This is a genomic window from Shewanella sp. (genome assembly GCF_013214165.1).
Lineage (GTDB): Bacteria > Pseudomonadota > Gammaproteobacteria > Enterobacterales > Shewanellaceae > Shewanella.
The window spans coordinates 1-21,642 of record NZ_JABSSM010000022.1; the positions used below are offsets into that span (position 1 = coordinate 1).

22 protein-coding genes and 1 pseudogene are annotated in these 21,642 nt (G+C 49.9%); 4 read left to right on the plus strand and 19 right to left on the minus strand.

Translation table 11 applies throughout. The annotated features are described in order from the left end of the window. Positions 1-377: 377 nt before the first annotated feature. From HRU42_RS08035 to HRU42_RS08045, 3 genes are all read right to left on the minus strand, one after another. Complete coding sequence (locus HRU42_RS08035) at positions 378-1,592, minus strand: 4Fe-4S binding protein (protein ID WP_295030122.1); 1,215 nt, start codon at positions 1,590-1,592, stop codon at positions 378-380. Between the two features lie 260 nt (positions 1,593-1,852). Further along, positions 1,853-2,500: a DUF2959 domain-containing protein gene (locus HRU42_RS08040; RefSeq protein ID WP_295030124.1), complete on the minus strand. Its 648-nt coding sequence runs from the start codon at positions 2,498-2,500 to the stop codon at positions 1,853-1,855. 52 nt (positions 2,501-2,552) lie between these two features. Then, the gene (locus HRU42_RS08045) at positions 2,553-2,774 is read right to left on the minus strand and encodes a hypothetical protein (protein ID WP_295030126.1); all 222 of its coding nucleotides are present in this window, start codon (positions 2,772-2,774) and stop codon (positions 2,553-2,555) included. Between the two features lie 162 nt (positions 2,775-2,936). Here HRU42_RS08045 and HRU42_RS08050 point away from each other — a divergent pair, with 162 nt between their 5' ends. The 4 genes and pseudogenes from HRU42_RS08050 to HRU42_RS08065 form a co-directional block, all read left to right on the plus strand. Beyond that, on the plus strand, positions 2,937-3,893 hold the full coding sequence (locus HRU42_RS08050) for a virulence factor BrkB family protein (RefSeq protein ID WP_295030272.1): 957 nt from the start codon (positions 2,937-2,939) through the stop codon (positions 3,891-3,893). After that, entirely contained in the window at positions 3,890-4,834 is a 945-nt protein-coding gene (locus HRU42_RS08055; protein WP_295030128.1) for an alpha/beta fold hydrolase, read from the plus strand. Before HRU42_RS08050 ends, HRU42_RS08055 begins: the two co-directional genes overlap by 4 nt. A gap of 4 nt (positions 4,835-4,838) precedes the next feature. Continuing rightward, on the plus strand, positions 4,839-5,411 hold the full coding sequence (locus HRU42_RS08060) for a hypothetical protein (RefSeq protein ID WP_295030130.1): 573 nt from the start codon (positions 4,839-4,841) through the stop codon (positions 5,409-5,411). An 87-nt stretch (positions 5,412-5,498) separates the two neighbouring features. Continuing rightward, a pseudogene (locus HRU42_RS08065) lies at positions 5,499-5,669 on the plus strand (D-aminoacyl-tRNA deacylase); the annotation flags it as partial. A gap of 130 nt (positions 5,670-5,799) precedes the next feature. Here the strand turns inward: HRU42_RS08065 and HRU42_RS08070 are convergent. Genes HRU42_RS08070 through HRU42_RS08145 form a run of 16 tightly spaced genes read right to left on the minus strand, consistent with a single transcriptional unit; the run spans position 5,800 to position 21,641 of the window. Next, entirely contained in the window at positions 5,800-6,393 is a 594-nt protein-coding gene (locus HRU42_RS08070; protein WP_295030132.1) for a 2OG-Fe(II) oxygenase, read from the minus strand. A 53-nt stretch (positions 6,394-6,446) separates the two neighbouring features. Then, complete coding sequence (locus HRU42_RS08075; protein WP_295030134.1) at positions 6,447-7,682, minus strand: beta-ketoacyl-ACP synthase; 1,236 nt, start codon at positions 7,680-7,682, stop codon at positions 6,447-6,449. Then, positions 7,682-8,416: a 3-ketoacyl-ACP reductase FabG2 gene (locus HRU42_RS08080; protein ID WP_295030136.1), complete on the minus strand. Its 735-nt coding sequence runs from the start codon at positions 8,414-8,416 to the stop codon at positions 7,682-7,684. The genes HRU42_RS08075 and HRU42_RS08080 overlap by 1 nt, the downstream gene beginning before the upstream one ends. Then, complete coding sequence (locus tag HRU42_RS08085) at positions 8,413-8,913, minus strand: hotdog family protein (RefSeq protein ID WP_295030138.1); 501 nt, start codon at positions 8,911-8,913, stop codon at positions 8,413-8,415. Before HRU42_RS08085 ends, HRU42_RS08080 begins: the two co-directional genes overlap by 4 nt. Continuing rightward, complete coding sequence (locus HRU42_RS08090; RefSeq protein WP_295030141.1) at positions 8,913-10,124, minus strand: beta-ketoacyl-[acyl-carrier-protein] synthase family protein; 1,212 nt, start codon at positions 10,122-10,124, stop codon at positions 8,913-8,915. Before HRU42_RS08090 ends, HRU42_RS08085 begins: the two co-directional genes overlap by 1 nt. Before the next feature lie 53 nt (positions 10,125-10,177). After that, positions 10,178-10,840: a DUF3261 domain-containing protein gene (locus tag HRU42_RS08095; protein WP_295030143.1), complete on the minus strand. Its 663-nt coding sequence runs from the start codon at positions 10,838-10,840 to the stop codon at positions 10,178-10,180. A gap of 13 nt (positions 10,841-10,853) precedes the next feature. Beyond that, positions 10,854-12,116, minus strand: coding sequence for an NAD(P)/FAD-dependent oxidoreductase (locus HRU42_RS08100; protein ID WP_295030273.1), 1,263 nt, complete (start codon positions 12,114-12,116; stop codon positions 10,854-10,856). After that, the gene (locus tag HRU42_RS08105) at positions 12,116-14,512 is read right to left on the minus strand and encodes an MMPL family transporter (protein ID WP_295030145.1); all 2,397 of its coding nucleotides are present in this window, start codon (positions 14,510-14,512) and stop codon (positions 12,116-12,118) included. The genes HRU42_RS08100 and HRU42_RS08105 overlap by 1 nt, the downstream gene beginning before the upstream one ends. Further along, positions 14,509-15,315, minus strand: a complete 807-nt coding sequence (locus HRU42_RS08110) for an outer membrane lipoprotein carrier protein LolA (RefSeq protein ID WP_295030147.1) — start codon at positions 15,313-15,315, stop codon at positions 14,509-14,511. The genes HRU42_RS08105 and HRU42_RS08110 overlap by 4 nt, the downstream gene beginning before the upstream one ends. Next, the gene (locus HRU42_RS08115) at positions 15,312-15,839 is read right to left on the minus strand and encodes a thioesterase family protein (protein ID WP_295030149.1); all 528 of its coding nucleotides are present in this window, start codon (positions 15,837-15,839) and stop codon (positions 15,312-15,314) included. The genes HRU42_RS08110 and HRU42_RS08115 overlap by 4 nt, the downstream gene beginning before the upstream one ends. After that, a complete protein-coding gene (hutH, locus tag HRU42_RS08120; protein ID WP_295030151.1) occupies positions 15,839-17,398 on the minus strand; it encodes a histidine ammonia-lyase in 1,560 nt (519 codons plus the stop codon). The genes HRU42_RS08115 and hutH overlap by 1 nt, the downstream gene beginning before the upstream one ends. Beyond that, on the minus strand, positions 17,399-19,114 hold the full coding sequence (locus HRU42_RS08125) for a glycosyltransferase (protein WP_295030153.1): 1,716 nt from the start codon (positions 19,112-19,114) through the stop codon (positions 17,399-17,401). It lies immediately after the preceding gene. After that, positions 19,114-19,491: a thioester dehydrase gene (locus HRU42_RS08130; protein WP_295030154.1), complete on the minus strand. Its 378-nt coding sequence runs from the start codon at positions 19,489-19,491 to the stop codon at positions 19,114-19,116. The genes HRU42_RS08125 and HRU42_RS08130 overlap by 1 nt, the downstream gene beginning before the upstream one ends. After that, positions 19,484-20,848 (minus strand): AMP-binding protein, encoded by a 1,365-nt coding sequence (locus tag HRU42_RS08135; RefSeq protein ID WP_295030156.1) that lies wholly within the window; start codon positions 20,846-20,848, stop codon positions 19,484-19,486. Before HRU42_RS08135 ends, HRU42_RS08130 begins: the two co-directional genes overlap by 8 nt. Further along, entirely contained in the window at positions 20,845-21,393 is a 549-nt protein-coding gene (locus HRU42_RS08140; protein ID WP_295030157.1) for a hypothetical protein, read from the minus strand. Before HRU42_RS08140 ends, HRU42_RS08135 begins: the two co-directional genes overlap by 4 nt. Next, positions 21,393-21,641 carry an acyl carrier protein gene (locus HRU42_RS08145; protein ID WP_295030158.1) on the minus strand — a complete coding sequence of 83 codons (249 nt, stop codon included), beginning with the start codon at positions 21,639-21,641 and terminating at the stop codon, positions 21,393-21,395. The genes HRU42_RS08140 and HRU42_RS08145 overlap by 1 nt, the downstream gene beginning before the upstream one ends. Position 21,642 lies beyond the last annotated feature (1 nt).

Below are 21,642 nucleotides of genomic sequence, written 5' to 3' on the forward strand. Positions count from 1 at the left end.
AACGGCATCAGGAACTGTGAGCCCGTGGGCCCAGTAATGTTGAATCCAGATAAAGAGCCTGAAACGGATGTAAGAAATGTAGCGTAAAATTAAGTAAAGAGTGCCAACTACCTTGAAAAACACCGAAACCTCAATCTAAGAGACCACTTATCTTGTAAATCAGCAGGTGTAGATGCGGCTGCGAGCTTCCAAAAAAAGGACTTTTTGGCAGAGCCCACAGGGACGTGTTCACGGCGTCTCGCAGAAGTATCTGCACAATCCTCGCCGGACAGGCGTTAGGTTACAATGAAGGGGGCGACCTTCAAGCTACTACTCAAGAACGAAATAGCCAAATGAACCCCAAAAATGCATTAAGCCTTCATTTGAAGGCTAGTGAATCAATGCCCAATTGAACCTAAGTGCTGTATCAAGTAGATGCGATCTGCATCCAAGGTTTGGCTAGGCCAGAAGCCGCCCATATAAGCGCCTAATGGAATGAGGAACATAATGAGTAGCAGGATCACGGTTAATCCCCTTGCGGATAACTTAATCCCATTGCGGGTGCTGAAGTGGAGCGCTTCCTTCTTGGGGCAGGCCGATACGCAGCGCATACAGGCCTGACATTCGTCGGAACGAATATTCTTCTGAGTGTGGACTGAAATATTGGCCGGACAGGCGCGGGTACATTTGTCACAGTTCATTCCCTTAGACTCGATCAGGCAGTGTTGTGTGCTTCTGCGTATCTTAAACGGGCTCAGGAAGCTGATTAAACCTAATAAGGCACCATAAGGGCAGATGTAGCGGCAGAAGCCCTGACGTCGCCATGCTGCGAGCGCTAAGATGAAGGCAAAGCATGCGAGAGTGACCAGCCCCGGGGTGATGAAGAACAGGCCCATCTTGAGATCGGCTATCTTGTGGTAGTTACCCTCCAGATAGTGCGGAATAGTCTGAGCCGGCATGCCTATGATGATGTAGAGCAATGCGGCTAACAGCAGATATTTGAGCATTCGAAGGGGCCAGTCTAGCCAGGCTGGTGGTAGCATCTCATTCTTAATGAAGCGTTTTCTCAGTTTATACAGGTATTCCCCTGCGAGTCCCAGGGGGCAAGCCCAACCACAGAAGGCGCGTTTGCATAGCAGTCCGGTCAGCAAGACCACGGCTAACATCACGGCCGCCGCTGGATGAGTCTGATCCCATAGGCCTAGAGTCAGTATGGCCTTGAGTTCTATGCCACCGGCGATGGGTAAGAAGGCATCGCCAACATCTGGCCTCATTAACCAAGGCGTGATGCCAGCTTTTAATAATGCCGTGTTTATCGCAAATTGAACCCCGACTAACAGCATAGACAGTGCCAGTAGATGTTGAGTGGCATCTCGCAGGGTATTTATCCTCTGTTCACCTCTGGCTAGCTCAGGTTTAAATTTAGTGAGCAGTAAGATTGAAGATGCTGCGATAGCACTCGCGAGCATCAAGGGCCAATACAGTGAGCTTATGCAGGCACCAACACCCAGAATGATAGTGGTCAAGGCTCCCGATTTTTTCCCACTCCAATAAAGTAAGCTGGCGCTATAGGCGAGTGCAAGCATTAAGGTTAATGATTCTACAAAGGTCATAATGATCTGATATGAGTGACAAGGTGTATCAATCAGAGGCTAGTGTAGAGGATTAGTTCTTTAGTGATCATGGGTTTGTGGAGCGGCTCATACTTCAAGGTTTACTAGGACTTCTTTTGGGGAGGTATATCACAAAGGTGTATGCGGGGAGTTTGTTTTACTTGTTTAAAACTATGAGTGCGCTAGGGAAGTGTAGGAAGCTTTCCGGGAACTAACCGAGTCTTGTTCCATAAGACTCGGATCACGATAGCCGGGTATTATTAATGGCCTTCCATGGCGGCAATAAATTTATTCGATGCCTCGATAGATTTATTCATCTCCTTGATCAGCCCTGAAATATCGGTCTTCAGGCTGGAAAACTCACCCTTGATGGCTCCGATCGCTTGGGCATTCAAGTTATGCTTCAGATAAAGCATATTGTCTTTCATTGCGGTTAACACAGGTGCCATCTTACTTTCGGCGCGCTTCATGGTACGAATTAGCTGCTCGTAGGAACGCTGAGTCTCACGTAACTTACTCTCACTGCTACGGCGTAGGCTGGCCTTGCTTATTTCGCCTATTTCGGTTTGCCATTCATCGAACAGGGCATCGGCCACATCTTCCACTTTTTCGATGCGGTTGCTGACGTCATCGGCTGCATCTTGAGATGATTCATATTCATCCTTGGCCTTGTTGTAGGCTGTCTCCAGATCGCCACCATCGTGGTTAATCAGGGCCTGCATCTCTTCGAGTGCCGAGCTAAATTGCTTCTGCGCCTCCTCTTGAGACTCTCTGGCATCCTCAACTCGGTCGACCATGATGTCACGCTTGTGATAACCTACTTTTTCCATTGCACCATAATAGGCGCTCTGGCAGCCTGTCAGGAGTAAGCTGGTGGCCACGATGGCAATTGCTAGGTATTGTTTCATTTGAGATTGTCCTTATCTGTGGGCGCCAACCGAAATGGCTTTGCTTGAACGCTTAGTTAGCTCTATATTTTGCGGCATCTATGATGCACCAAAGGTGGGCTATTGCGCCTATGATTGCAGGAAAGATCAGCCACCACATGGCATAACCGACTAGGGTAATGATGCAAAACAGCAATGCTGCTATGATTCTTCCTTGTACTAATTGCCCCAATCCTGGAAAGAAGAAGCTAGCGATAGCGGCAATTACGTTGCCTGCCGATCCTTGTTGTGACATCTATTTATTCCTTACACTTGTAAATATTAGGTTATAAGCTTTATTGTACGAATATACGTATTTAATACCAAGTCTTCAAATCAACACAATCAAGAGAACGCAGTGATAAATAAGATAGATGCAACACATTTTCGTACCTTGGGGCTAAGCATTTGGCATTTCATGGTACATCTAAAGCAGAGATTAGCGGAAGATCAGATCAATATACGTGCGGGGCACCTAGCCTATGTCACCTTATTGTCCTTGGTACCTATGGTGGCCGTGACCATGTCTATGTTGTCAGCCTTTCCCGTGTTTAGCGAGATTAGGGGCCTGATAGAAAGCTTTGTCTATGATAACTTCCTGCCTGCTGCCGGAGACAGTGTTCAGGTCTATATCAATGAATTTGTCGACAATGCTTCCAAGGGGACCGCAGTGGGTATTGCGGCCTTGATGGTCGTAGCTATCATGCTGATATCTAACATAGATAAGTCCCTCAACAGTATTTGGCGCACCACGGAGAAACGCTCCATAGTGGTGTCATTTTCCATGTATTGGATGGTGTTGACCCTTGGCCCTGTATTGATGGGGGCAAGCCTGGTGGCAACCTCCTATGTGGTGTCACTCAAGCTATTCAGTGGTGCAGATATCTCGGGATTTGTGCCCTTATTAGTTGAGCGTTTACCGCTGTTTTTCTCGGTCGCCACCTTCCTGCTCATCTATATGGTTGTGCCCAATATTAAGGTTAAATTTTTTCACGCCCTGTTAGGGGCGATTGCGGCGGCACTATTGTTTGAGTTTGGCAAGAAAGGTTTCGCCTTCTATCTGACTGAATTTCCAAGCTACGAGGCGATATATGGTGCCCTGGCCGTGATCCCCATCTTGTTTGTTTGGGTGTATCTCTCCTGGATTATCGTCTTGATTGGCGCTGAAATAACGGCGGCCTTGCCGGAATATCTTGATCATAAATTGCCTGCGTCTTCTGAGTCGTCATCGGATACTGCATCAGCTAAAGATACGATAAAGACCAGCATCTCCTATACCAACCATATCTTAGAAGTTAGGCCTGAGAAGAAGAACAAACAAAAAATTGCAGATAAAGCAGCAGAGATATCAACAGAGAAAGTGACCAAACTATGACGTCATTGCCCACATTTATTCGCCGAGACTGGCTAGATGTGGGTGATGGTCATCAGCTTCACTTGGCGCAATACGGCGATCCAACGGGGGTCCCCGTGCTATATCTTCATGGTGGGCCTGGGGCGGGTTGTATGAGTGAGGAATTAGCCCTGTTTGACGCTGAAAACTGTCATGTGTTGATGTTAGATCAGCGGGGAGCCGGTCGTTCTCAGCCTCTGGGTGAGATAGATAAAAATAATCTATTAGCCTTGCTTAACGATCTGGAAAAAGTACGCCTATGGCTAGGCATTCCGGCCTGGTGTTTAGTCGGGGGCTCCTTCGGTGCCACCTTAGGCATGCTCTATAGTGGTTTATATCCTGAAAAAGTGCTGTCTCAGGTATATTGGGGGCTGTTTATTCCCAGTGAAAATGGCATAAATTGGCTGTATTCGAATAAGGGCGCAGCCAACTTGTTCGCTGATGAGTACTCGGCATTTACAGCTCTTGCGCCTCTTTGTTCCAATGTAGAGCAGTTATTTGCAACATATCGGCTTGGACTCAAGCATATTGATACCGATACGCGTCATCAATATATCCGTTCTTGGCTAGCCTGGGAGTCGGCGCTTGCTATGCCTGCTAATGAACAGTCAAGCTTGGATGCCTTTATGAGTAAAAGTTTAGCCGCAATAGAGCTCCATTATGCGAGTCATCAATATTTTGGAGCTTATGCATTAATGCGAGCAATATCGGCACAAATTCAGGCGCCAAGCCTCATACTACAGGGGGAGATGGATTGGGTCTGCCCCACTCAAATAGTCGAAAAATTCTTAGCTCAATTTGGCTGTGACAGCATAAGTTACTCTGTGATTAAAAGTGGGTATCATGGATTAGCCGATGATAAGATGTTTCGGGAAGTCGTCTATGCCATACGGGAAATGGCAAACAATATGAAGGAAGTATAGATAAATGAAAAAATTGATTATCGCTGGCTTGGCCATCACATTGGGTGCCTGTGCGGCGACGGAATCTAGCGATGGGGCTCCAACGAGTGCCGTGCTGGCACCGGAGAGAGTCACACTAGGTGGCATGACGAATGATGAGGCGACTAAAATCTTATTCGAGGCATTGATCCATAAAAATTATTTGGCGACTATGGCGGGCCCCAACAGGATTGCCCTGCAGTTCGATGATACTCAGTTCTTGTTGCAGCCAAGTATTAATCCAGATGGCATAGATCGCATCATGATGAATCGATTCTACGCGGTTCATCCAAAACTGCGTGGCAGTAAAGACTTGCTCATCTTAGTCGGTACCCTCAACCATAAGCTTAATTTCGCTAAATTTACCCTCAGAGAAAATGGCGCAGTTATCCAGGTGCAAGGGGCCGCAACGTTCGTTAACACCATAGAGCTGGAAGAGATCAGACGCTTCATGTTGTGGACCGACGAAGGTCTGCGTCAGGTCGCTAATTCAATGCCCAAAGGCTCGGAGCAGCTAATCAAGCCTATTCCGGTAATGCAGCAGTCGCAGTCTTTGTGACCAAAAGTTCCTAGGAGCTAGATTTTAGTTCCTAGGCCCTTCTAAATAAGAGTAAATTGCAACGTGATAGCCCTCAGCGTGTTAAACAGGCCGAGTTTCTCCGGGGCGGGTACGCCGGAGCAGGCAAGAGTGTTGTATGAAGAGTTTATTGCATTCTGTCAGTCTAAAGGGGTGACAACTCAGACTGGTGAGTTTGCTGCCGACATGCAGGTGAGCCTGGTCAATGATGGTCCTGTTACCTTTAACCTCACCGTATAGGCTAGGCCTTGATGGCTAATTCGGAGCCATGTGCTGAGGTGCTGATCAGCAATACTCAGATAAGCTGGAAAACATAGACAGCTTCTTGTCTGAGCCGGGTAAATCAGGCTAACTCAGATATCTCAGTTGTTTATTTCAGCCAACCTGTGACGCTATATCTGACCATATTATTCTCTACCACTTCATGTTCTATGAGATGGCTTTTAAAGATAACTGTGTTACCAAAAATAGGCTGCACCTCGATGACCTTATCCTCGAGATGCAGCTTTAGCTCGCCACCATCTCCGTATTGCCAGGTGTCATTTAAGTAGGTGATAAAAGAAAACTTACGCTTGGCGTCATTCTTGAAACGATCGACATGCTTCTGGTAAAAGGTGCCTCGTTCATAACAGGCATAATGAAACTCAAAGTCTGAGATCCCGGTGAAGCAGGCTCGATTCAGGTAGGTAGAGAAGGCCAGTACGGCTCGATAGTAGGCTTGTTCGCAGGGGACTCTGGAATCCTTGTCGATCCAGGAAATTTTATCCGAGCGGATAAGATCATTGATTGTTCTGTTGGCACCATTGCCGATCTCGGCTCGTTGCAACGCTTCTCCAGCGTGCTTCTTGATGAGTTCAGCTCTCAAGTCGAATAATATCTCAGATTCGATCAGGCCATCGACCACCACATAGTCCCTATTAGCTAGTTCATCTATGATGTGCTCGTAAGTTGCAACTGGAGTCATATTTTCTCTTTTAAAATAATGTTCGATAATAATCTGCTGATTAGATCGCTTACCTAGTTGTCATTCCATCGTTTAAATATCAGTGAGGTGTTGATCCCACCGAAGGCGAAGTTGTTACTCATCACATGATCTGTGTCGATATGGCGAATGTCATCGCGGATATAATCTAACTCGCCGCAGGCGGGATCGATCTCGGTCAGGTTGAGTGTGGGCGCGAACCAGCCTTCATTCATCATCTCTATGCTGACCCAAGCTTCTAGTGCACCACAGGCACCTAAGGTGTGACCCGTGTAGCTCTTAAGAGAAGAGATTGGCATGTTAGGGCCAAATACTGAGCTGGTGGCTTGAGTCTCGGCGATATCGCCTCTGTCTGTCGCGGTGCCATGGGCGTTGACATAGCCGATGGCATCGGGCGCTAATTGGGCATCTTTCAATGCATGTCTGATGGCGATTGCCATGGTGGTCGCATTGGGCTGAGTCACATGCACGCCATCAGAGTTAGTGCCAAAGCCGACGATCTCGGCATATATCTTAGCACCTCTAGAGCGAGCATGTTCCAGCTCCTCGAGCACTAAGGTGCAGGCACCTTCACCGATCACCAGACCGTCCCGATTCTTATCGAAGGGGCTGGGAGTCAGTTTAGGGGTGTCATTTTTGGTGCTGGTGGCAAATAGAGTATCGAAGACCACGGCTTCGGTGGGGCATAGCTCCTCGCCGCCGCCGGCAAGCATCAGGTCTTGCTGACCATATTTTATCGCTTCATAGGCGTAACCTATCCCCTGACTCCCCGAGGTGCAGGCGCTGCTGGTGGTGTGCACCCGGCCCTTGAGACCGAAGAAGACACCCACGTTGACAGCTGTGGTGTGGGCCATCATGCGAATATAGCTGGTGGCGGTGATGCCTGACATGTCGCCATTCTTGAGCATGTCGCCGAAGGCTATGAGGGGATCGGTACTGCCTGTAGATGAGCCATAGGCTATGCCCATGGCACCGGAACTGACAACCGGATCATCGAGTAAGTTTGCATCTATAAGGGCGAGTTCACTGGCTCTGGTCGCCATTAAAGAGACTCGTCCCATGGAGCGTACCTTTTTACGCGAGTAGTGTGCTGGCTTGTCGAAATCGGTTACCGGGGCTGCTAGGCGGGTGTTGAGACCTGCATATCTGTCCCATTCATCGAAGCGAACCACGCAGTTTTTCTGCGCTTTTAAATTTCTGGCGATAGTCGGCCAGTCTTGGCCTAGGCTGGATATGCCCCCGATGCCGGTGATCACTACACGTCTGGACATTAGATCATGCCTCCGTTGACCGAGATAACTTGCCTGGTGATGTAAGCTGCATCTTCAGACATCAAAAACTTAGCGAGTCCCGCAATTTCAGCGGGTTTACCCATGCGCCGCATAGGCACGATATCCTTGATCATATCTTTGGGGAAATCTGCCACCATATCTGTCTCTATAAGCCCTGGAGCGATGCAGTTTACGGTGATCTTACGTTTTGCCAGCTCAAGAGACAGGGCCTTAGTCGCGCCTATGATGCCCGCTTTTGAGGCGCTGTAATTGACCTGACCTCTGTTACCTGCGATACCCGATACTGATGCCATGGTGATGATGCGGCCGCCTTTGCGGGTCTGGATCATCGGCATTATGGTGGGATGGATCACATTGTAGAAACCATCTAGGTTGGTATGTACCACCTTGTCCCATTCATTTTCTGTCATGGCGGGAAATGCGGTATCGCAATTGATCCCCGCATTGAGTATCACGCCATAATAGGCGCCATGCTGCTCGATATCGGCTGTGATGGCGGCCTTGACTCGCTCTCGATGGGCGATATCAAACTGCAGGCAAGACACCGAGACACCCAGGGCAATAAGCTCGCGCTTAGTCTGTTCGGCCGCGTCGACATTGCTGTGAAAATGCAGGGCGATATCGAATCCAGCCTCCGCCAGCTGTAAGGCGATGGCTTTCCCTATGCCGCGGCTAGAACCTGTGATCAGTACTCTTCTCTTTTCGGTGTTCATTTTTGCTCTTCCTGCTTGCTGTCAGAGATATAGGTTTCGATATCCTGAGGCTGAAATACATTCACGTTCGCCGCTGCGACTAAGGTTTGTTGATGAAATATCTGGCAATCGAATACCGCCAGCCCTGACTCTTCCTGGTAGAGCCTGGTGACCCGAGTCTGATAACTTTCCCCCAGCCGATAGTCGGGTATGTGCATCTGCAGCTTACGTGTGCCAAGCAAGAAACCGACGCGGATAATATCGCCACGGGATCTGGCTTCCACACCCGCGAGGGCGGCAATGCTCTGAGCCATATACTCGATACCCACGTAATTGGGCACGCCGTTAAGCTCTGCATCGAAATAGGGGCTGAGTTCGCCGATATCTACCTGGGTCAACAGGCTGTCAGTTTCATAGCTGATGAGGCGGTCGATCAAGATCATAGGATCTCTATGGGGGATCACATCTGCAATCGCCATCTGCGATAGTACATGGGCTGACATCTGTTGTGGACTCATTATTTATCTTTCCCTCGCGGGTTCCTGGCGAAAATGAGGCTGGCATTACTGCCGCCGAAGGCGAAGGAGTTACTCATCAAATAGTGTAGTTCAGCACTCTGGCCTTGGCTGACTAAGGGAAGTGATGGATCTTGTGGATCTTGAACGCCGTCCCATATCTGCGGTGGCAAGATTTGTCGGCTGTTCTCCTGGCTCAATAACAGGTAACAAAATGCGGCCTCTATGGCGCCTGCTGCGCCTAAGGTGTGGCCGGTGATGGGCTTGGTGGAGCTACAGGGGGGAGGCGTAGCGCCGAATACCTGCTCGATGGCTCTGCTCTCCATGGCATCATTTTTTTGGGTCGCCGTGCCATGTAGGTTGATGTAGTCGATATCAGCTGCAGCCAGATTGGCATCTGCCAGCGCCGACTGAATGGCCGCGATGGCGCCGCGTCCTTGTGGATGTGGCGCCGAGATGTGGTGGGCATCACTGGACTCGCCGATACCGGCTAAGATCACGCTGCTGGTGTCGTCAGCAGTGAGCTTTTGCAGGATAAAAAGGGCTGCGCCTTCACCTATGTTGATGCCATTTCGGTTCGCACTGAAGGGTTGGCAATGACCCTTGGAGACAGATTCAAGCGAGCTAAAACCGTTAAGGGTGAGCTTGCAAAGACTGTCGCCGCCGCCGACGATCACCAGATCGCACAGATCGGCTTGCAATAGGCGTCTGGCACTGGCGAAGACCTTGGCGCTGGATGAACAGGCGGTGGATACCGTGTAACAGGGGCCGGAAATGTCGAAATAGTGACGTAAAAAGTCACTGGCGTTACCTAGCTCTTGCTGGGAATAGCGATATTGTTCAGGGAAGGCCCCGGTTTGCGATCTTATCTTTAGGGCATCTTCACCGGCTTGGATCCCAGATGTGCTGGTGCCTATGACAATACCTATCCTTTGAGGCCCCCAGTCTACTTTTGCCCGGGCGACCCTGTCGGCAATCTGCTCTGCAGCGCACAGGAGCAGCCGATTGTTGCGGCAGTCATATTTGGCCAGGGACTCGGGTATCACCGGCAAGTCGAAGCTGACTTGTCCCACTAAGGTCTCGGCATCGGGGATGATATCGGTTCGATTCTTCATCGCGCCGACATCCCCCCTCGAGAGTCGGGATAGTACGATTGCAGCAGTCTTGCCCAGAGGCGTACACAGGCCTAAGTGTGAGATGGCTATTTTAGTCATGGTGTCTTTTTATGTTAACTCTTTGATAATGTGGTCAAGGAAAACCCCATGGGCTAAATTGGCGTTAGCGTTAACTCAAATTTAGCTTGCGGTATCTTCAGCGCTATTTCTGCCTGCCAAGGGTCATCATGACTGTACTCGATATTCACAATACTGTCATTCTGGGTGCCTGTGTTTATATTCGTTGTCGGATTGCTTGGGTCGGCATATATTTTTCGGCACCGAGATCCGCCACAATCCCCAGAGATCAGTATAGCCCCTTGTAAATGGGCATTTACCGTCTCTTCGGGCCAATAAATCAACTGAATCAGTGCCAGTAGGTACTCGGCCTTGAATTCGCTGCCCAATAATACACTCTGCTCACTGGTGAGCGTGCTGCCGTCATAGATCAAGGTAAACAGTGCCTGACCCAAGGGGGCAAGGCCGACTAAGGTGAGCCCGTTGGCATCGATCTCGACTTGTGTCATCAGTTCATGTTGAGATGAATCGACCCTAATAGCGGCTTTTTGTGTTGCCGAGCGTACCCAGATCTGATTCGTTTCGTCTAAGGGAATAGGCGCGAGGCAATAATTCACCTCTTTGGCCAGCGCGACACACGTTTGCCTCTGCAACGTCTGGCTGCAGGCCGACAGCATGAATGCCAACATAATCGTGGCACTCAGGGCTATCACAGTTTTTAGTTTGTGTTTAAGGCCGGTAAGCAAGCTCAGTGACATCAGAATGAACCCCTTATCTGCATAATTCGACAATCATGTTTAAGCGGCGCTCGGAGTCACTCACGAAGGGATTGCTCTCATCCCAGGCGTATCCGGCTAAGATAGAGCAGATCATCTGCTTGATGTTATTATCGGGCGCGTCGAAAAATATGATCTCCTGGAAGCGACCATCGTACCAAGCCTCGACATAGGTTCTAAAGGTATCGACGCCGCGCATAAGGGGCTTAGCATATTCGGCATCCCAGTCCACCTCTTCACCATCGAGTTGCCTGATGACACATTTAGCCGCCATTGAGGCCGATTGCATAGCGATAGTGACCCCAGAAGAAAAAACCGGGTCGAGAAACTCGCCAGCATTGCCCAGTAAGGCAAACTTGTCGCTGGCTAGGGTGGTGACATTAGCGGAGTAGCCCTTGAGCAGTGAGCATTCCCTTACTAGCTCGGCATTGGCTAAGAGTCTGTGTAAGTCGGGTTCCTGTTTTATCATCTCCATCAGCACATTCTGCAGATCGGCTTCAACATCCCCCAAGAGATGTGGCTCGGCCACAACGCCTAATGAACACCTGCTGTCACTCAAGGGGATCAACCAGTACCAGATATCTTTATTTTCAGGATGAACGCTGATTAGAATTTTCTGCCGATCGAAATGGACATTTTCCTCAGCACTGGGATCGATATTATCCTCAATATGGGTAAACACTGCGGTGCGACTCGGTAGGCAAGAGGGTTTCTCCAGCTCCAGTAATCTAGGTAGCACTCGGCCAAATCCACTGGCATCGAGCAGGTATTTAGCCTGAATACAATAGACTTCCCCTTGGCGGTTGCTGATGGTGAGTATCGGGTCTTGAGTCAGATCTATGGCTTGAACCGATTCACCAAAACGTATCTCAACCCCTTGGGACTCGGCCGTATCTGCCAGTAGTTTGTCGAAACTGGCACGCTCTACCTGAAACGTAGTGCCAGGGCCGCTGGAAAATTTATCGGTGAAATCGAAGTGAGTATATTTTCCTCTAGAGCTGAAGGCAGCACCATTTTTAAACTGAAAGCCAGCCTGGTTAACGGCCTCGAGCATGTTGGCCTCTTCGATGACTCTCATACAGGCAGGTAATAGACTCTCACCGATGGAGAAGCGAGGGAAATCTTGTTTCTCTATGACTATGACTCGCTTTCCTTGCTGGTGGAGTAGGCTGGCGGCAATGCTACCCGATGGACCGGCACCGATAATAGCAACGTCATAATCTGCTTGTATGCCTGGGTTTGAATGGGGTGCTTGCATCACTTAACAGTCCTTGTAAAAGTTTGAATAAAGGGGGAGAGCATAAAGGTGAAACTTATCCCTATCAGTAGGGTTAATCCAAAAAAGTGTATTGCCGGCGTACTGCTAAATGCCAGTAAGCCAAATGCGAGTATCGTCGAGCTAGCCGACATAAACACGGCCATCATGACGCCTCTACTCTCTTGTTTCGATTCGGCGAAGAACACGCTGTGATCGACGCCGATACCGAAAACGAGGATCAGCGCCAGGGAATGAAATAGGGTGAGTGAGGCCCCCATTATTCCCAGTGTGGCTAAGGTAAAAATCGCCGAAAGTGCCGGTACTGCAACGACCAGACAGGCTAATTTTATGCTGAAACGGCTGCAGAAAATCAAGGTTGCAGCCAGCATGGCCACAGCCAGCAAGATCAAGGTCAACTGACGATACTTGCCCATGACCTTAGAGATATCGCCGACCTTATCGACCAGCTGCACATGGGGGAAATCTGCGAAGAAATGACTGAGTGTATCTATATCTGCGATCCCGCCGAGTAACACTAGGGCACCGAATTCTTCTTGACCACTTGAAGGTAGTATCCATAAGGGAGCGAAGAGTTTGCCTGCTGGCGAAGCCAAGAAGGAGCTGGCATCGATATAATGGCCCTTGGCTGCCAGATACGCGTGTTTGAGCTTAGGGGCTAGCGCATCATCCAGGCCTAGAGTGTCAATAACCTGGATCAGATTCTGCTGATAAATCTCACCCTGAAGGCGATAATTTCTCGCTTGCCTGTCATGACTTGGTAGATACTTGCTCAGGCTAAATGAGTTACCAATTAGCTGTTGATTCACCGCATGGTTTAATCTTGGGGCCAGATCTTCTAAATGCTGTAGCAAAGCTTGCTCGCTGTCGCCCCTGACTAACAGAAATTGATTATCCGTGCCGCCACTGAGCAGCGCTCTCAAGGTGTTCTCTGGTACTTGTACCTCAGGTGGGCTCTGCTGCAGGTTGCGGATATCATCATCGCTTGTCAGTCTCAGTATGCCAAAACTTGATACCGATAAGCAGAGGATAATGATTAGGATCAAGCCTTTAGGCGTGAGTTTAATCAGCAGAGAGTCGATGATTTGTAGGTATCGGTCTGCTAATTTGAGTCGCTGCTCACCCTTAGGCAAGCTGCCAGATGCCAATAGTGGATAGGCGAGTACTAAGGTGATATAAGCCGACATTAGCCCGGAGGCACAGAACACGGCGACCTGTTGCATGCCGGGAAACGGTGCAAAACCTATGCTGGAGTAAGCTAAGACGCTGGTGATAAGGGCCAGAGTGATCGCGGGAAATATGTGTTGGATAACTTGGGTGGCACTGGCGTCAGGCTTATTTAGGCGTTCACAATAGAAGTGAAAACTATAATCGATGGCTATGCCTATCAAGCTGGTGCCGAAGACGAGCGTCAGCAGGTGCAATTCGGCAAATACCCAGCTAGTCATGACGACGGCGACTAACATGCTAGTCGTTATGGTCAGTAAGGCTATGGTCAGTGGCATCAGGGAACGAAATGCCAGCCAAACTAATAGACACGCGCCTAAGAGTGAGGCCAGCCCAAGGCTGGTGACTTCACTCTTAGCGAGCTGGGTCGCGGCCGCCGCATGAAAAAGTGCGCCGGCTCTGAGTATCTCTATCTCTGTATCTTGTCGCGCTAAGTGCTCGAATGCCTGAGTGAGTACCGCTATCTGCCGATCTTGCACCTTAGGGTTGAAGGCGCTGCCGACCCCTTTTGCCATGACTATGGCTGCCACTCTTTCCCTTGAATCTACTCCCGGCAACCTGGCAATCAAAATGCCTTGATGGACTTCCAATGCTTGTTGGGGAGCCAGTGCTTGCAAGTTTTGCGGGTAGAGCAGCAGGGGGTCATTGGCTAACAGGCCGCTGCTTGCGTAGCTAAATGCGTTATAGATTTGCTGCTGAGCTTGGTCTATGAGGCTGTCTAGCTTGCCGCTCTCTAGTGTGTGAGCCTGATCTGGTGTTAACAGGCTAAACCTATAGGGAAAATAATAGTTATTCAGAGACTCGGCCTGATTGATGTCGGCGCTCTTTATATCGACAAAGATGCCTTTACCTTGTTCATTTAGCTGTGTCATCACCCCTTGCGCAGCCTGGATCGCTTGTGCCTGGTTATCGGCAACAAAACCAAGATAGATTGAGTTTGAGAGTTGTTCTTCTACCCGCGACAGGGCGATATCTGTGAGGGGGTCTTGCTGAACATTTGGCAACATGGCCAAGATATCACTCTGAATTCTAGTGCCGCCTTGCCAGAGTGAGCAGCCGATAATCACGATGAGGGACATCATGATGAGCCAGATGGAGAATTTAAATTTTGCCGAATATTGGCCCAGCAGAGCGGCGAGCTTATCGATCATGATGCCTGCTTAGGTTTACGTTCTGGCTCTGTGGTGGCTTGAGAAGGCTTGCCTTGTTGCTGAATGAAATCAGGTGAAACTAGCTCTAACTCGGCTTCTGTCAGGGGACCATTGTTGATCGCTTCGAATTCGATTCTGCTGGTGTCCCCATTAGCGCTGACTAGTGTGAGCGCCGAGATCTGGCTGCTACCTTCTAATATCATCTGTGGGATGGCTTTTAGCAGCAAGGGATCTTTGGGGATCAAGCCCAGTGTCCAAGGTGCCTGTGAGTCAGGTGCCAGCAAGTAAAAGCTAAAGTGCTCATCTAGGGTCTGCAGCTCGCCACCGAGTAGGGCCTTGAGTAAGATGGGTAAGGTCTGCGCCAGGGCGCCGGCTCCTTGATTACCGCGGGTTTGAGAGACCTGTTGCTTGCCCGAACTATCGATCTGAATTAATGCATCGTCCTTGAGTATCAAGGTGGATTTGAAGGGCGTCTCTTGATTCCAGACCAGACCCAGTTGGGCATCGAATATAAAACTCCCCTTGCTAATTAGGGGTTTCTTAAGCACCTTTAGGCTTCGGTATTGGGTAAACTTTCCCCTAGCATGTTGGTTTAATTCGAGTCTCTTGCTGAGCTTCTCTATCTCTTGATTGTTTACTTCGGATTGAAACAGAGCCTCAAACTTGGCCGCTTGTGAACTGATAACAGATGATTCACTGGTGTTAGCCAGGGCAGGGCTACCCACGAGTGTGAGTAATAAGGCCGATAGCAATAATAGCGTCGAGGAAAATTCGCCACGTGAGCCGAACTGGATGTTAATCATCGCCCATTCTCCTCAGTACTTCTTGTTTTAGTACCTTGAGTTTCAATGCCTTGAGTTTGAGCGCTATCGATTGCAGCGCCGTCGATTTCGATGCCGGGAATGAACTGAGCTAGCTTCTGCCTGAATATGGTCGGAGTCACGAAGCACAGCTCATTGTTACTATCTACGGCAGCTTGGATGGTATAACCTTTAGTGAGACGTTTATTAGTGGCTAGATCTCTGATTTGGTAGTTGATCTTCATGCGGTTTTCCCATTCGACCAGGGAGGCTGTCACCTTCACTCTTTGATCGAAGGTACTAGGTTGCACATACTTTATCTGTAGATCCACGATAGGCCAGGAATAGCCCGAGGCCAACATTTCACGATAACCATAGCCAAACATATCCAACAGCTGACATCTGGCCATCTCGAAATAACGCAGATAGTTACCATGCCAGGTGATCCCCATGGAATCGACATCATGAAAGGGGATCAAGATCTCCAGCTCTGTGGTTAAGATAGATTTGTTGGAGCTTGAGATCATCAACAGACTTCCCACTCACCGGCCTGGATCTTATCTACCGTTTGTCTAAGCACAGACTCTAGTGGCCTATCTTCGGTTAACAGCTCAAAATCTGCCCTGACCTGATCTAATGTTTTCGCCAACGAAGGGGTGAGTGAAGACGGGCACAGCTCATCTTGTGAGATACGTAAATTGATCCCTTGAGTCATGGCCAGCAAAGCGGCAGCGGCAACTTGTTCGGTCAGCTGCAATACCCGCATGCAATCTCGCGCGGCTATGGTGCCCATGCTCACCTTGTCCTGATTGTGACATTCGGTGGAGCGGGAAAATACACTGGCTGGCATGGTATTTTTCAGCGCTTCGGCGGTCCAGGCGGATGCGCCTATTTGTACGGCCTTGAAGCCATGGTTGATGGAGCGTCTGGCTCCGGTCGCCGCCGATAAATTAGCGGGAAGACCATTGTTGAACTTAGGGTCCATGACCAGAGCCAGCTGACGATCGATGAGATCGGCGATGTTGGCGACTGTGTTCTTCATCGAGTCCATCACGAAGGCGATATGACCGCCGTAGAAGTGACCCCCATGCAGTATGTGCTCACCTTCGGCATCGACTATCGGGTTGTCGTTGGCACTGTTAAGCTCGGTCTCGATAAACTGACGCATGAAGGGCAGTGCATCTTGCATCACGCCTATGATATGGGGGGCGCAGCGAATCGAATATCTGTCCTGGAGCCGATCAGAATTACGTGGATGCTCATGGTGATTGAGATCGGTACGGATCCAGGCGGCTATCTGGTTCTGTCCAGGATGAGGCTTGGCGGCAAATAAAATAGCGTCGAAATGGTTCGAATTCCCCTTCAGTGTGAGGGAAGCCATGGCCGTGAGTCGACTGGCCAGACGACACAGATACTGGCCCCTGTCGAAGGCGAGGCAGGCGAGTGCCGTCATGACGGCTGTGCCGTTCATCAAGGCTAAGCCTTCTTTGGGGCGTAGCTTCAATGGCGTGATGTTAAGCTTGGCATAGACATCGGCAGTAGGCTGACGTACGCCTTGGTAGATCACGTCGCGCTCACCCACCAGCACGGCGGCAAGATAAGATAAGGGGGTAAGATCGCCACTGGCACCGACTGAGCCCTCTTCGGGGATCACGGGAATAATATTTAAGTTGAGTAGCATCTCTATGCGCTGCAGCAGCTCATAGCTCACCCCAGACTTGCCAATGGCCAGAGAGCTGAGGCGACAGGCCATCACGGCTCTGGCCTGTACTGTGCTTAGGATCTCACCGAGTCCACAACCGTGGAAACGCAAAAGATGCAAGGGCAGTTCGTGAACCAGATCGAGTCCGACGGTGACAGTGCAAGAGTCACCGTAACCTGTGGTGACACCATAGACGACGCCTTCTTCATTGAGCAAGCTGTCGATGAAGAGGGCCCCCTTCTGGATATAGGTCTGAAAATCACCGGTATCTGTTAATTTTGCCTTAGCGCCCTTGGCCACAGCCACCACATCTTCTAGGGTTAACGCCCTGAGACCAAATTGAACAATCATGTCCGCTGGGTTTGCTTGGCTATTCTGAGTCATCTAGTTATCTGTCCTGTCTTTATCCTGAGAGTTGGCGCGTTGGATATCGTCATCTTTACGCCAAAAATCAAAAAAATTAAACCATTGCAAGGGTTCTCGCCGTGCAAAATATTCGAGTCGTGCACTGTAATGATTGACGGCTTGTTCGAGCCTCTGCATGCGTCCTTTTCTGGGGCCCTTGAGTGTATTTGAAAACGTTTCCAGGTGGACCACATAGCGGCCCTGTTCTCGCAGGCAGAACATGAGGTAGACAGGACAATCGAGCAGGCCGGCAAGGATAAAGGGTCCCTGAGGGAAGGGGGCCGGTTCTCCCATAAAGGGGGCATATATGACCCGCCCTTGGCTGTTGGACGAGGTCCTGTCTCCTGCGATGACGACCAGTTCACCGTCTTCTATCTTCTGCTGCAATAGCATAGAGGTGCTGGGGCCGAGCTCGCTGACCTGGATAAGGTTGACCGAACTGTCCGGATTGAGCTGTTTCAGTACCCGGTTAAAGTTCTCGGCATTATCGGTGAGCACCATGACGTTCACTTTCACCTTTTTTTGGTGAACCGATATCGCGCGGCATAGCTCTAAATTACCTAGGTGAGACACCAATAATACGGCACCTTGGCCGGCTTCGAGCCGATCCGCCAGTAGGACTCTATTGGGAAAGTCTATCTGGCTGAGCTGGATGCGGTCGCACCAGGCATCGATGCGGTCAAGGGCCGCATTACCAAAGGCAAAGAAATGTTTGAGGCCGTGCTGCCATCCTAAGTCTCCCTGCAGTTGAGGGTGCTGGGGATCGCATGCTTTTACTCGGTTGAGAAACTCGAGGGAGGCCTTTCTCGCGTTGCGCCCGGTGAGGAAAAAATACAAGATCACCGGATACATGATGGCGCGACAAAGCCAGTGGCCACCGAGTTTATAGCTTGATGCCAGCAGCTTGATGCCCCAGTAACTGCCTCGCTCGCCTATGCTGGACCAGTGGGAGTTTGATTGATCACGATTACTGCCGCCTATTATCTTGCGGGGCAAACGTTTCAGCATGCCGAAGAAGAGACGAGTATGCATACCTGAAATACGCAAGTTATCCCATAAGCCCTGAAAATGGCTGATGCCGTCTTCGGGATAGATGACTCGGGTCGGCAGATGAATGACTTGTACGCCTTGCCAGTGCAAGCGAACCATGACTTCTATATCGAAATCCATGCGCTCGCCGAGGGCATTGGTGAGGAAAAGCTGCTCGGTTGCTGCCAGGGGATAGACACGAAAACCGCACATGGCGTCCTGAATATCGAGACTTAGAGTCTCAACCCATACCCAAAAGTGAGTGAGGTAGCGAGCGTATAAACGGATTTTAGGCACTGACTCATCGTATTGAGGCAAGCCGGAGATGAGTGCCTCTGGTTTTTCTTCGGCCCGAGCGAGCATGGCCGGAATGTCGTCTAAATTATGCTGGCCATCGGCATCGACCTGTAATGCATGGCTGTAACCCTCCCTGTAAGCGGCGCGCAATCCTGTGGTCACCGCGGCGCCTTTGCCGCGATTAAAGGGGTGGTGCAACAGGGTGACCCAGGAATAACGCTGGGCCAGAGATGTCAGCAGGTAGCGAGTGGCATCATCGCTGCCATCGTTAACCAAATAGCAAGGCAGCTCAAGATGTGCCAGCCTCTCGAGGGTTGCCTCGATGGCGACAACATGGTTGTAATTAGGGATGACTAATGCGACTCGCATCAGCTGGCCTCACGAATAAGTGTTGATTCGGTCGCGAGTGCGACCCGACCCGATGCGAAACGTTTGTCGCCATCGAAGTAACGGAAAATCAACTTGGTCTTGGCCTTGTTCTCGCTGATCTCCAGGGTCACTTCAGAGTCAGGTAACATCAACTGCTGAAACTTGAGCACTTCTAAGGTGGCAATATTTCGCGGGTAGCCGAAATGCTGGCAACCTAAGCGAATGGCCCAATCCAGTTGGGTCACGCCGGGAAGCACGGCCTGTTCGGGAAAGTGCCCCTTAAAAAAGGGTAAATTTGCGGCGATGAAGAGGCGAAATACGATGGCATCGCCATCACAGCTCTTGGATAGAATTTGAGGCAAACTGGATTTAATCATGGTTGAATAACTCGGTTAGCTGTGCCTGAATGCGTTTGCCTTGTTTGTTGACGGGCAGCCGATCTGGGTAGCGCCAACGTCTGGGTAAGGTCACCCGTTCAAACTGGCTCAACAGCTGGGCCTTGAGTAAATTGTTTAGGCTCAGCTTGCCTTCACTCTCGAGGTGGGCCTTACCATGTTCAGATAGTTCGATGACGGCGCCCAGTTGCATGCGTGGCTGATTTAACATCACCAGGGCGGCATGACTGACTAGGGGGTGGCTCTCGAGTAGTGTCTCCATCTGCACCAGGCTGACACGTTTCTCTTCGATCTTGATGATGCGATCCAGGCGTCCTTGCAGTCGAAACAGCCCAGGCTCGATGAGGGTTATCTTGTCTTCACATCTAAGCCAATGCTGATCTTCTAAATAGGGAGACTTGACGGTGAGGGCACCATCTTTGGGATCGGGTGATATTTCAACATTGGCAAAGGCTTGCCATGGTTGATCTTGCCTCATCTGGCGACGATAGCCGATACCACCGGTTTCCGTGCTACCGAACACTTCGATGGGCAGGCGTCCATAACAATGAGCTATGCCTTGCGCGGCGTCGAAGCTCAATGGACCGCCGGAACTGAAGACTAGGCTGGGTGATCTAAGTTGTTTCTCATTGTTTAGAGACTCAGGTAAGCGGGACAACTGAGCCGGACTGCTGATGAGGCACAGATTAGGAAACAGGCTGGTGTAGTAGGTCAGGGTCTCTGGATATTCGATGATATCACTCAAGAAGGGACGCCCTGCGGCTAATGGCCAAAGGATCTTGAACAATAAGCCATAAATATGTTGATGTGAAACCGTCGATACCACGCTACATTGGGGCAAGTGCTTGGCGAATGTGTGCTCCAACACGGTCACTTCGGCGTCTAATTGAGCGAGTGACTTACGGACGGCTTTAGGCTGGCCACTACTGCCCGAGGTATACAGCACCAGCTCGCCCCATTTCTCGCTGGTCGGCCATTGGCTTGTAGCCGATGAGAGCTCTTTCTTAAGCATGACTAATGCCTTACCTTCACATAAAGCTTCATCGGAAATCACGCCATCGAATTTATGGGTCAAGTCACTCAAGCTACCCGTCTGGGTATTAGTCGGTAAGATGATCTCTTTTCCGGCGAGTAGTGCGGCACATAAACCGACAGCAAACAGATCACTGCAATCACAGGCTAATAACCAACGTCGGCAAGGTGATTGACTCAGTTGCCGATGCACACTCGCAACCTGGTTGGTGAATGCACCGCCAGTGATAATATCATGATGGTTAAAACTGATAAGCTGTTGGCGCGAAGGCCCCTTGGATAACCAAGATTTGAGTAACGCTGTCATGATTTATTCAACCAAATAGTTCTATACAACCACTCGCCACCCAGTAGCGAACCGATAAGTAGATAGGCGATGAGCCCATTATACAGGGTCCAGATCTCTAACGAGGCGTAGAGCGCCGTGTATAACGCCATTGACCCATTAAAAACAAATAAGCCACACCATATCAGGGTGACTTTTTTCAGGTAAGGAGTCGCCTCGTGCGGCAGTTCGGGCTCCTTTAATCTTGCTAGTCTCTCTATCATGCTAGGGCCTAACTTTAGAGAGTAAACAAACAGCATCAGCATACTGAGATTTATGACTACAGGATAATAGAGTAACCAGTCATGCCGTTTGGCGATAAAACTTGCCGCCGTTAATCCTATGCCTACTAAAATCGGCAAGATCATGGCTTTGACTTGTTGCTTCTGAATCAATAATCGTAGGATTAAGATGAAACAAAGCACCATAGCTATGGTGCCAGCAGGCAAATAGTTGAGTCCGAAATAGACTGCTAAAGGGTATCCCAGCAGCAGAATACCGGTGACTATTTGCAAAAATAGCCGCATTACTCTTGAACGAGTCCTTCGATGGCAGAAACCACATCGTCTACGGTGCGCACGGCTTTAAATTCTTCAGGTTTGATCTTCTTGCCTGTCATCTGTTGTAGCTTGATGACGAGATCGACAGCATCGATACTGTCCAGATCGAGTTCTTCGTATAGGGACGCTGATGGTGAGATATCGGCCTCATCGATCTCGAATTCTTCGACTAAAATGCGAGTTAAGGTGTGCAGTATTTGTTCACGGCTTTGCATA

Coding starts and splice junctions, on each gene's coding strand:
- HRU42_RS08075 (WP_295030134.1), bottom strand. CDS start 7,682: ATGTCCAGACGTGTAGTGATCACCGGCATCGGGGGCATATCCAGCCTA.
- HRU42_RS08145 (WP_295030158.1), bottom strand. CDS start 21,641: ATGCAAAGCCGTGAACAAATACTGCACACCTTAACTCGCATTTTAGTC.
- HRU42_RS08060 (WP_295030130.1), top strand. CDS start 4,839: ATGAAAAAATTGATTATCGCTGGCTTGGCCATCACATTGGGTGCCTGT.
- HRU42_RS08125 (WP_295030153.1), bottom strand. CDS start 19,114: ATGCGAGTCGCATTAGTCATCCCTAATTACAACCATGTTGTCGCCATC.
- HRU42_RS08140 (WP_295030157.1), bottom strand. CDS start 21,393: ATGCGGCTATTTTTGCAAATAGTCACCGGTATTCTGCTGCTGGGATAC.
- HRU42_RS08090 (WP_295030141.1), bottom strand. CDS start 10,124: ATGACTAAAATAGCCATCTCACACTTAGGCCTGTGTACGCCTCTGGGC.
- HRU42_RS08055 (WP_295030128.1), top strand. CDS start 3,890: ATGACGTCATTGCCCACATTTATTCGCCGAGACTGGCTAGATGTGGGT.
- HRU42_RS08050 (WP_295030272.1), top strand. CDS start 2,937: ATGGTACATCTAAAGCAGAGATTAGCGGAAGATCAGATCAATATACGT.
- HRU42_RS08085 (WP_295030138.1), bottom strand. CDS start 8,913: ATGAGTCCACAACAGATGTCAGCCCATGTACTATCGCAGATGGCGATT.
- HRU42_RS08040 (WP_295030124.1), bottom strand. CDS start 2,500: ATGAAACAATACCTAGCAATTGCCATCGTGGCCACCAGCTTACTCCTG.
- HRU42_RS08130 (WP_295030154.1), bottom strand. CDS start 19,491: ATGATTAAATCCAGTTTGCCTCAAATTCTATCCAAGAGCTGTGATGGC.
- HRU42_RS08070 (WP_295030132.1), bottom strand. CDS start 6,393: ATGACTCCAGTTGCAACTTACGAGCACATCATAGATGAACTAGCTAAT.
- HRU42_RS08100 (WP_295030273.1), bottom strand. CDS start 12,116: ATGCAAGCACCCCATTCAAACCCAGGCATACAAGCAGATTATGACGTT.
- HRU42_RS08115 (WP_295030149.1), bottom strand. CDS start 15,839: ATGATCTCAAGCTCCAACAAATCTATCTTAACCACAGAGCTGGAGATC.
- HRU42_RS08110 (WP_295030147.1), bottom strand. CDS start 15,315: ATGATTAACATCCAGTTCGGCTCACGTGGCGAATTTTCCTCGACGCTA.
- HRU42_RS08135 (WP_295030156.1), bottom strand. CDS start 20,848: ATGACAGCGTTACTCAAATCTTGGTTATCCAAGGGGCCTTCGCGCCAA.
- HRU42_RS08045 (WP_295030126.1), bottom strand. CDS start 2,774: ATGTCACAACAAGGATCGGCAGGCAACGTAATTGCCGCTATCGCTAGC.
- hutH (WP_295030151.1), bottom strand. CDS start 17,398: ATGACTCAGAATAGCCAAGCAAACCCAGCGGACATGATTGTTCAATTT.
- HRU42_RS08105 (WP_295030145.1), bottom strand. CDS start 14,512: ATGATCGATAAGCTCGCCGCTCTGCTGGGCCAATATTCGGCAAAATTT.
- HRU42_RS08035 (WP_295030122.1), bottom strand. CDS start 1,592: ATGACCTTTGTAGAATCATTAACCTTAATGCTTGCACTCGCCTATAGC.
- HRU42_RS08080 (WP_295030136.1), bottom strand. CDS start 8,416: ATGAACACCGAAAAGAGAAGAGTACTGATCACAGGTTCTAGCCGCGGC.
- HRU42_RS08095 (WP_295030143.1), bottom strand. CDS start 10,840: ATGTCACTGAGCTTGCTTACCGGCCTTAAACACAAACTAAAAACTGTG.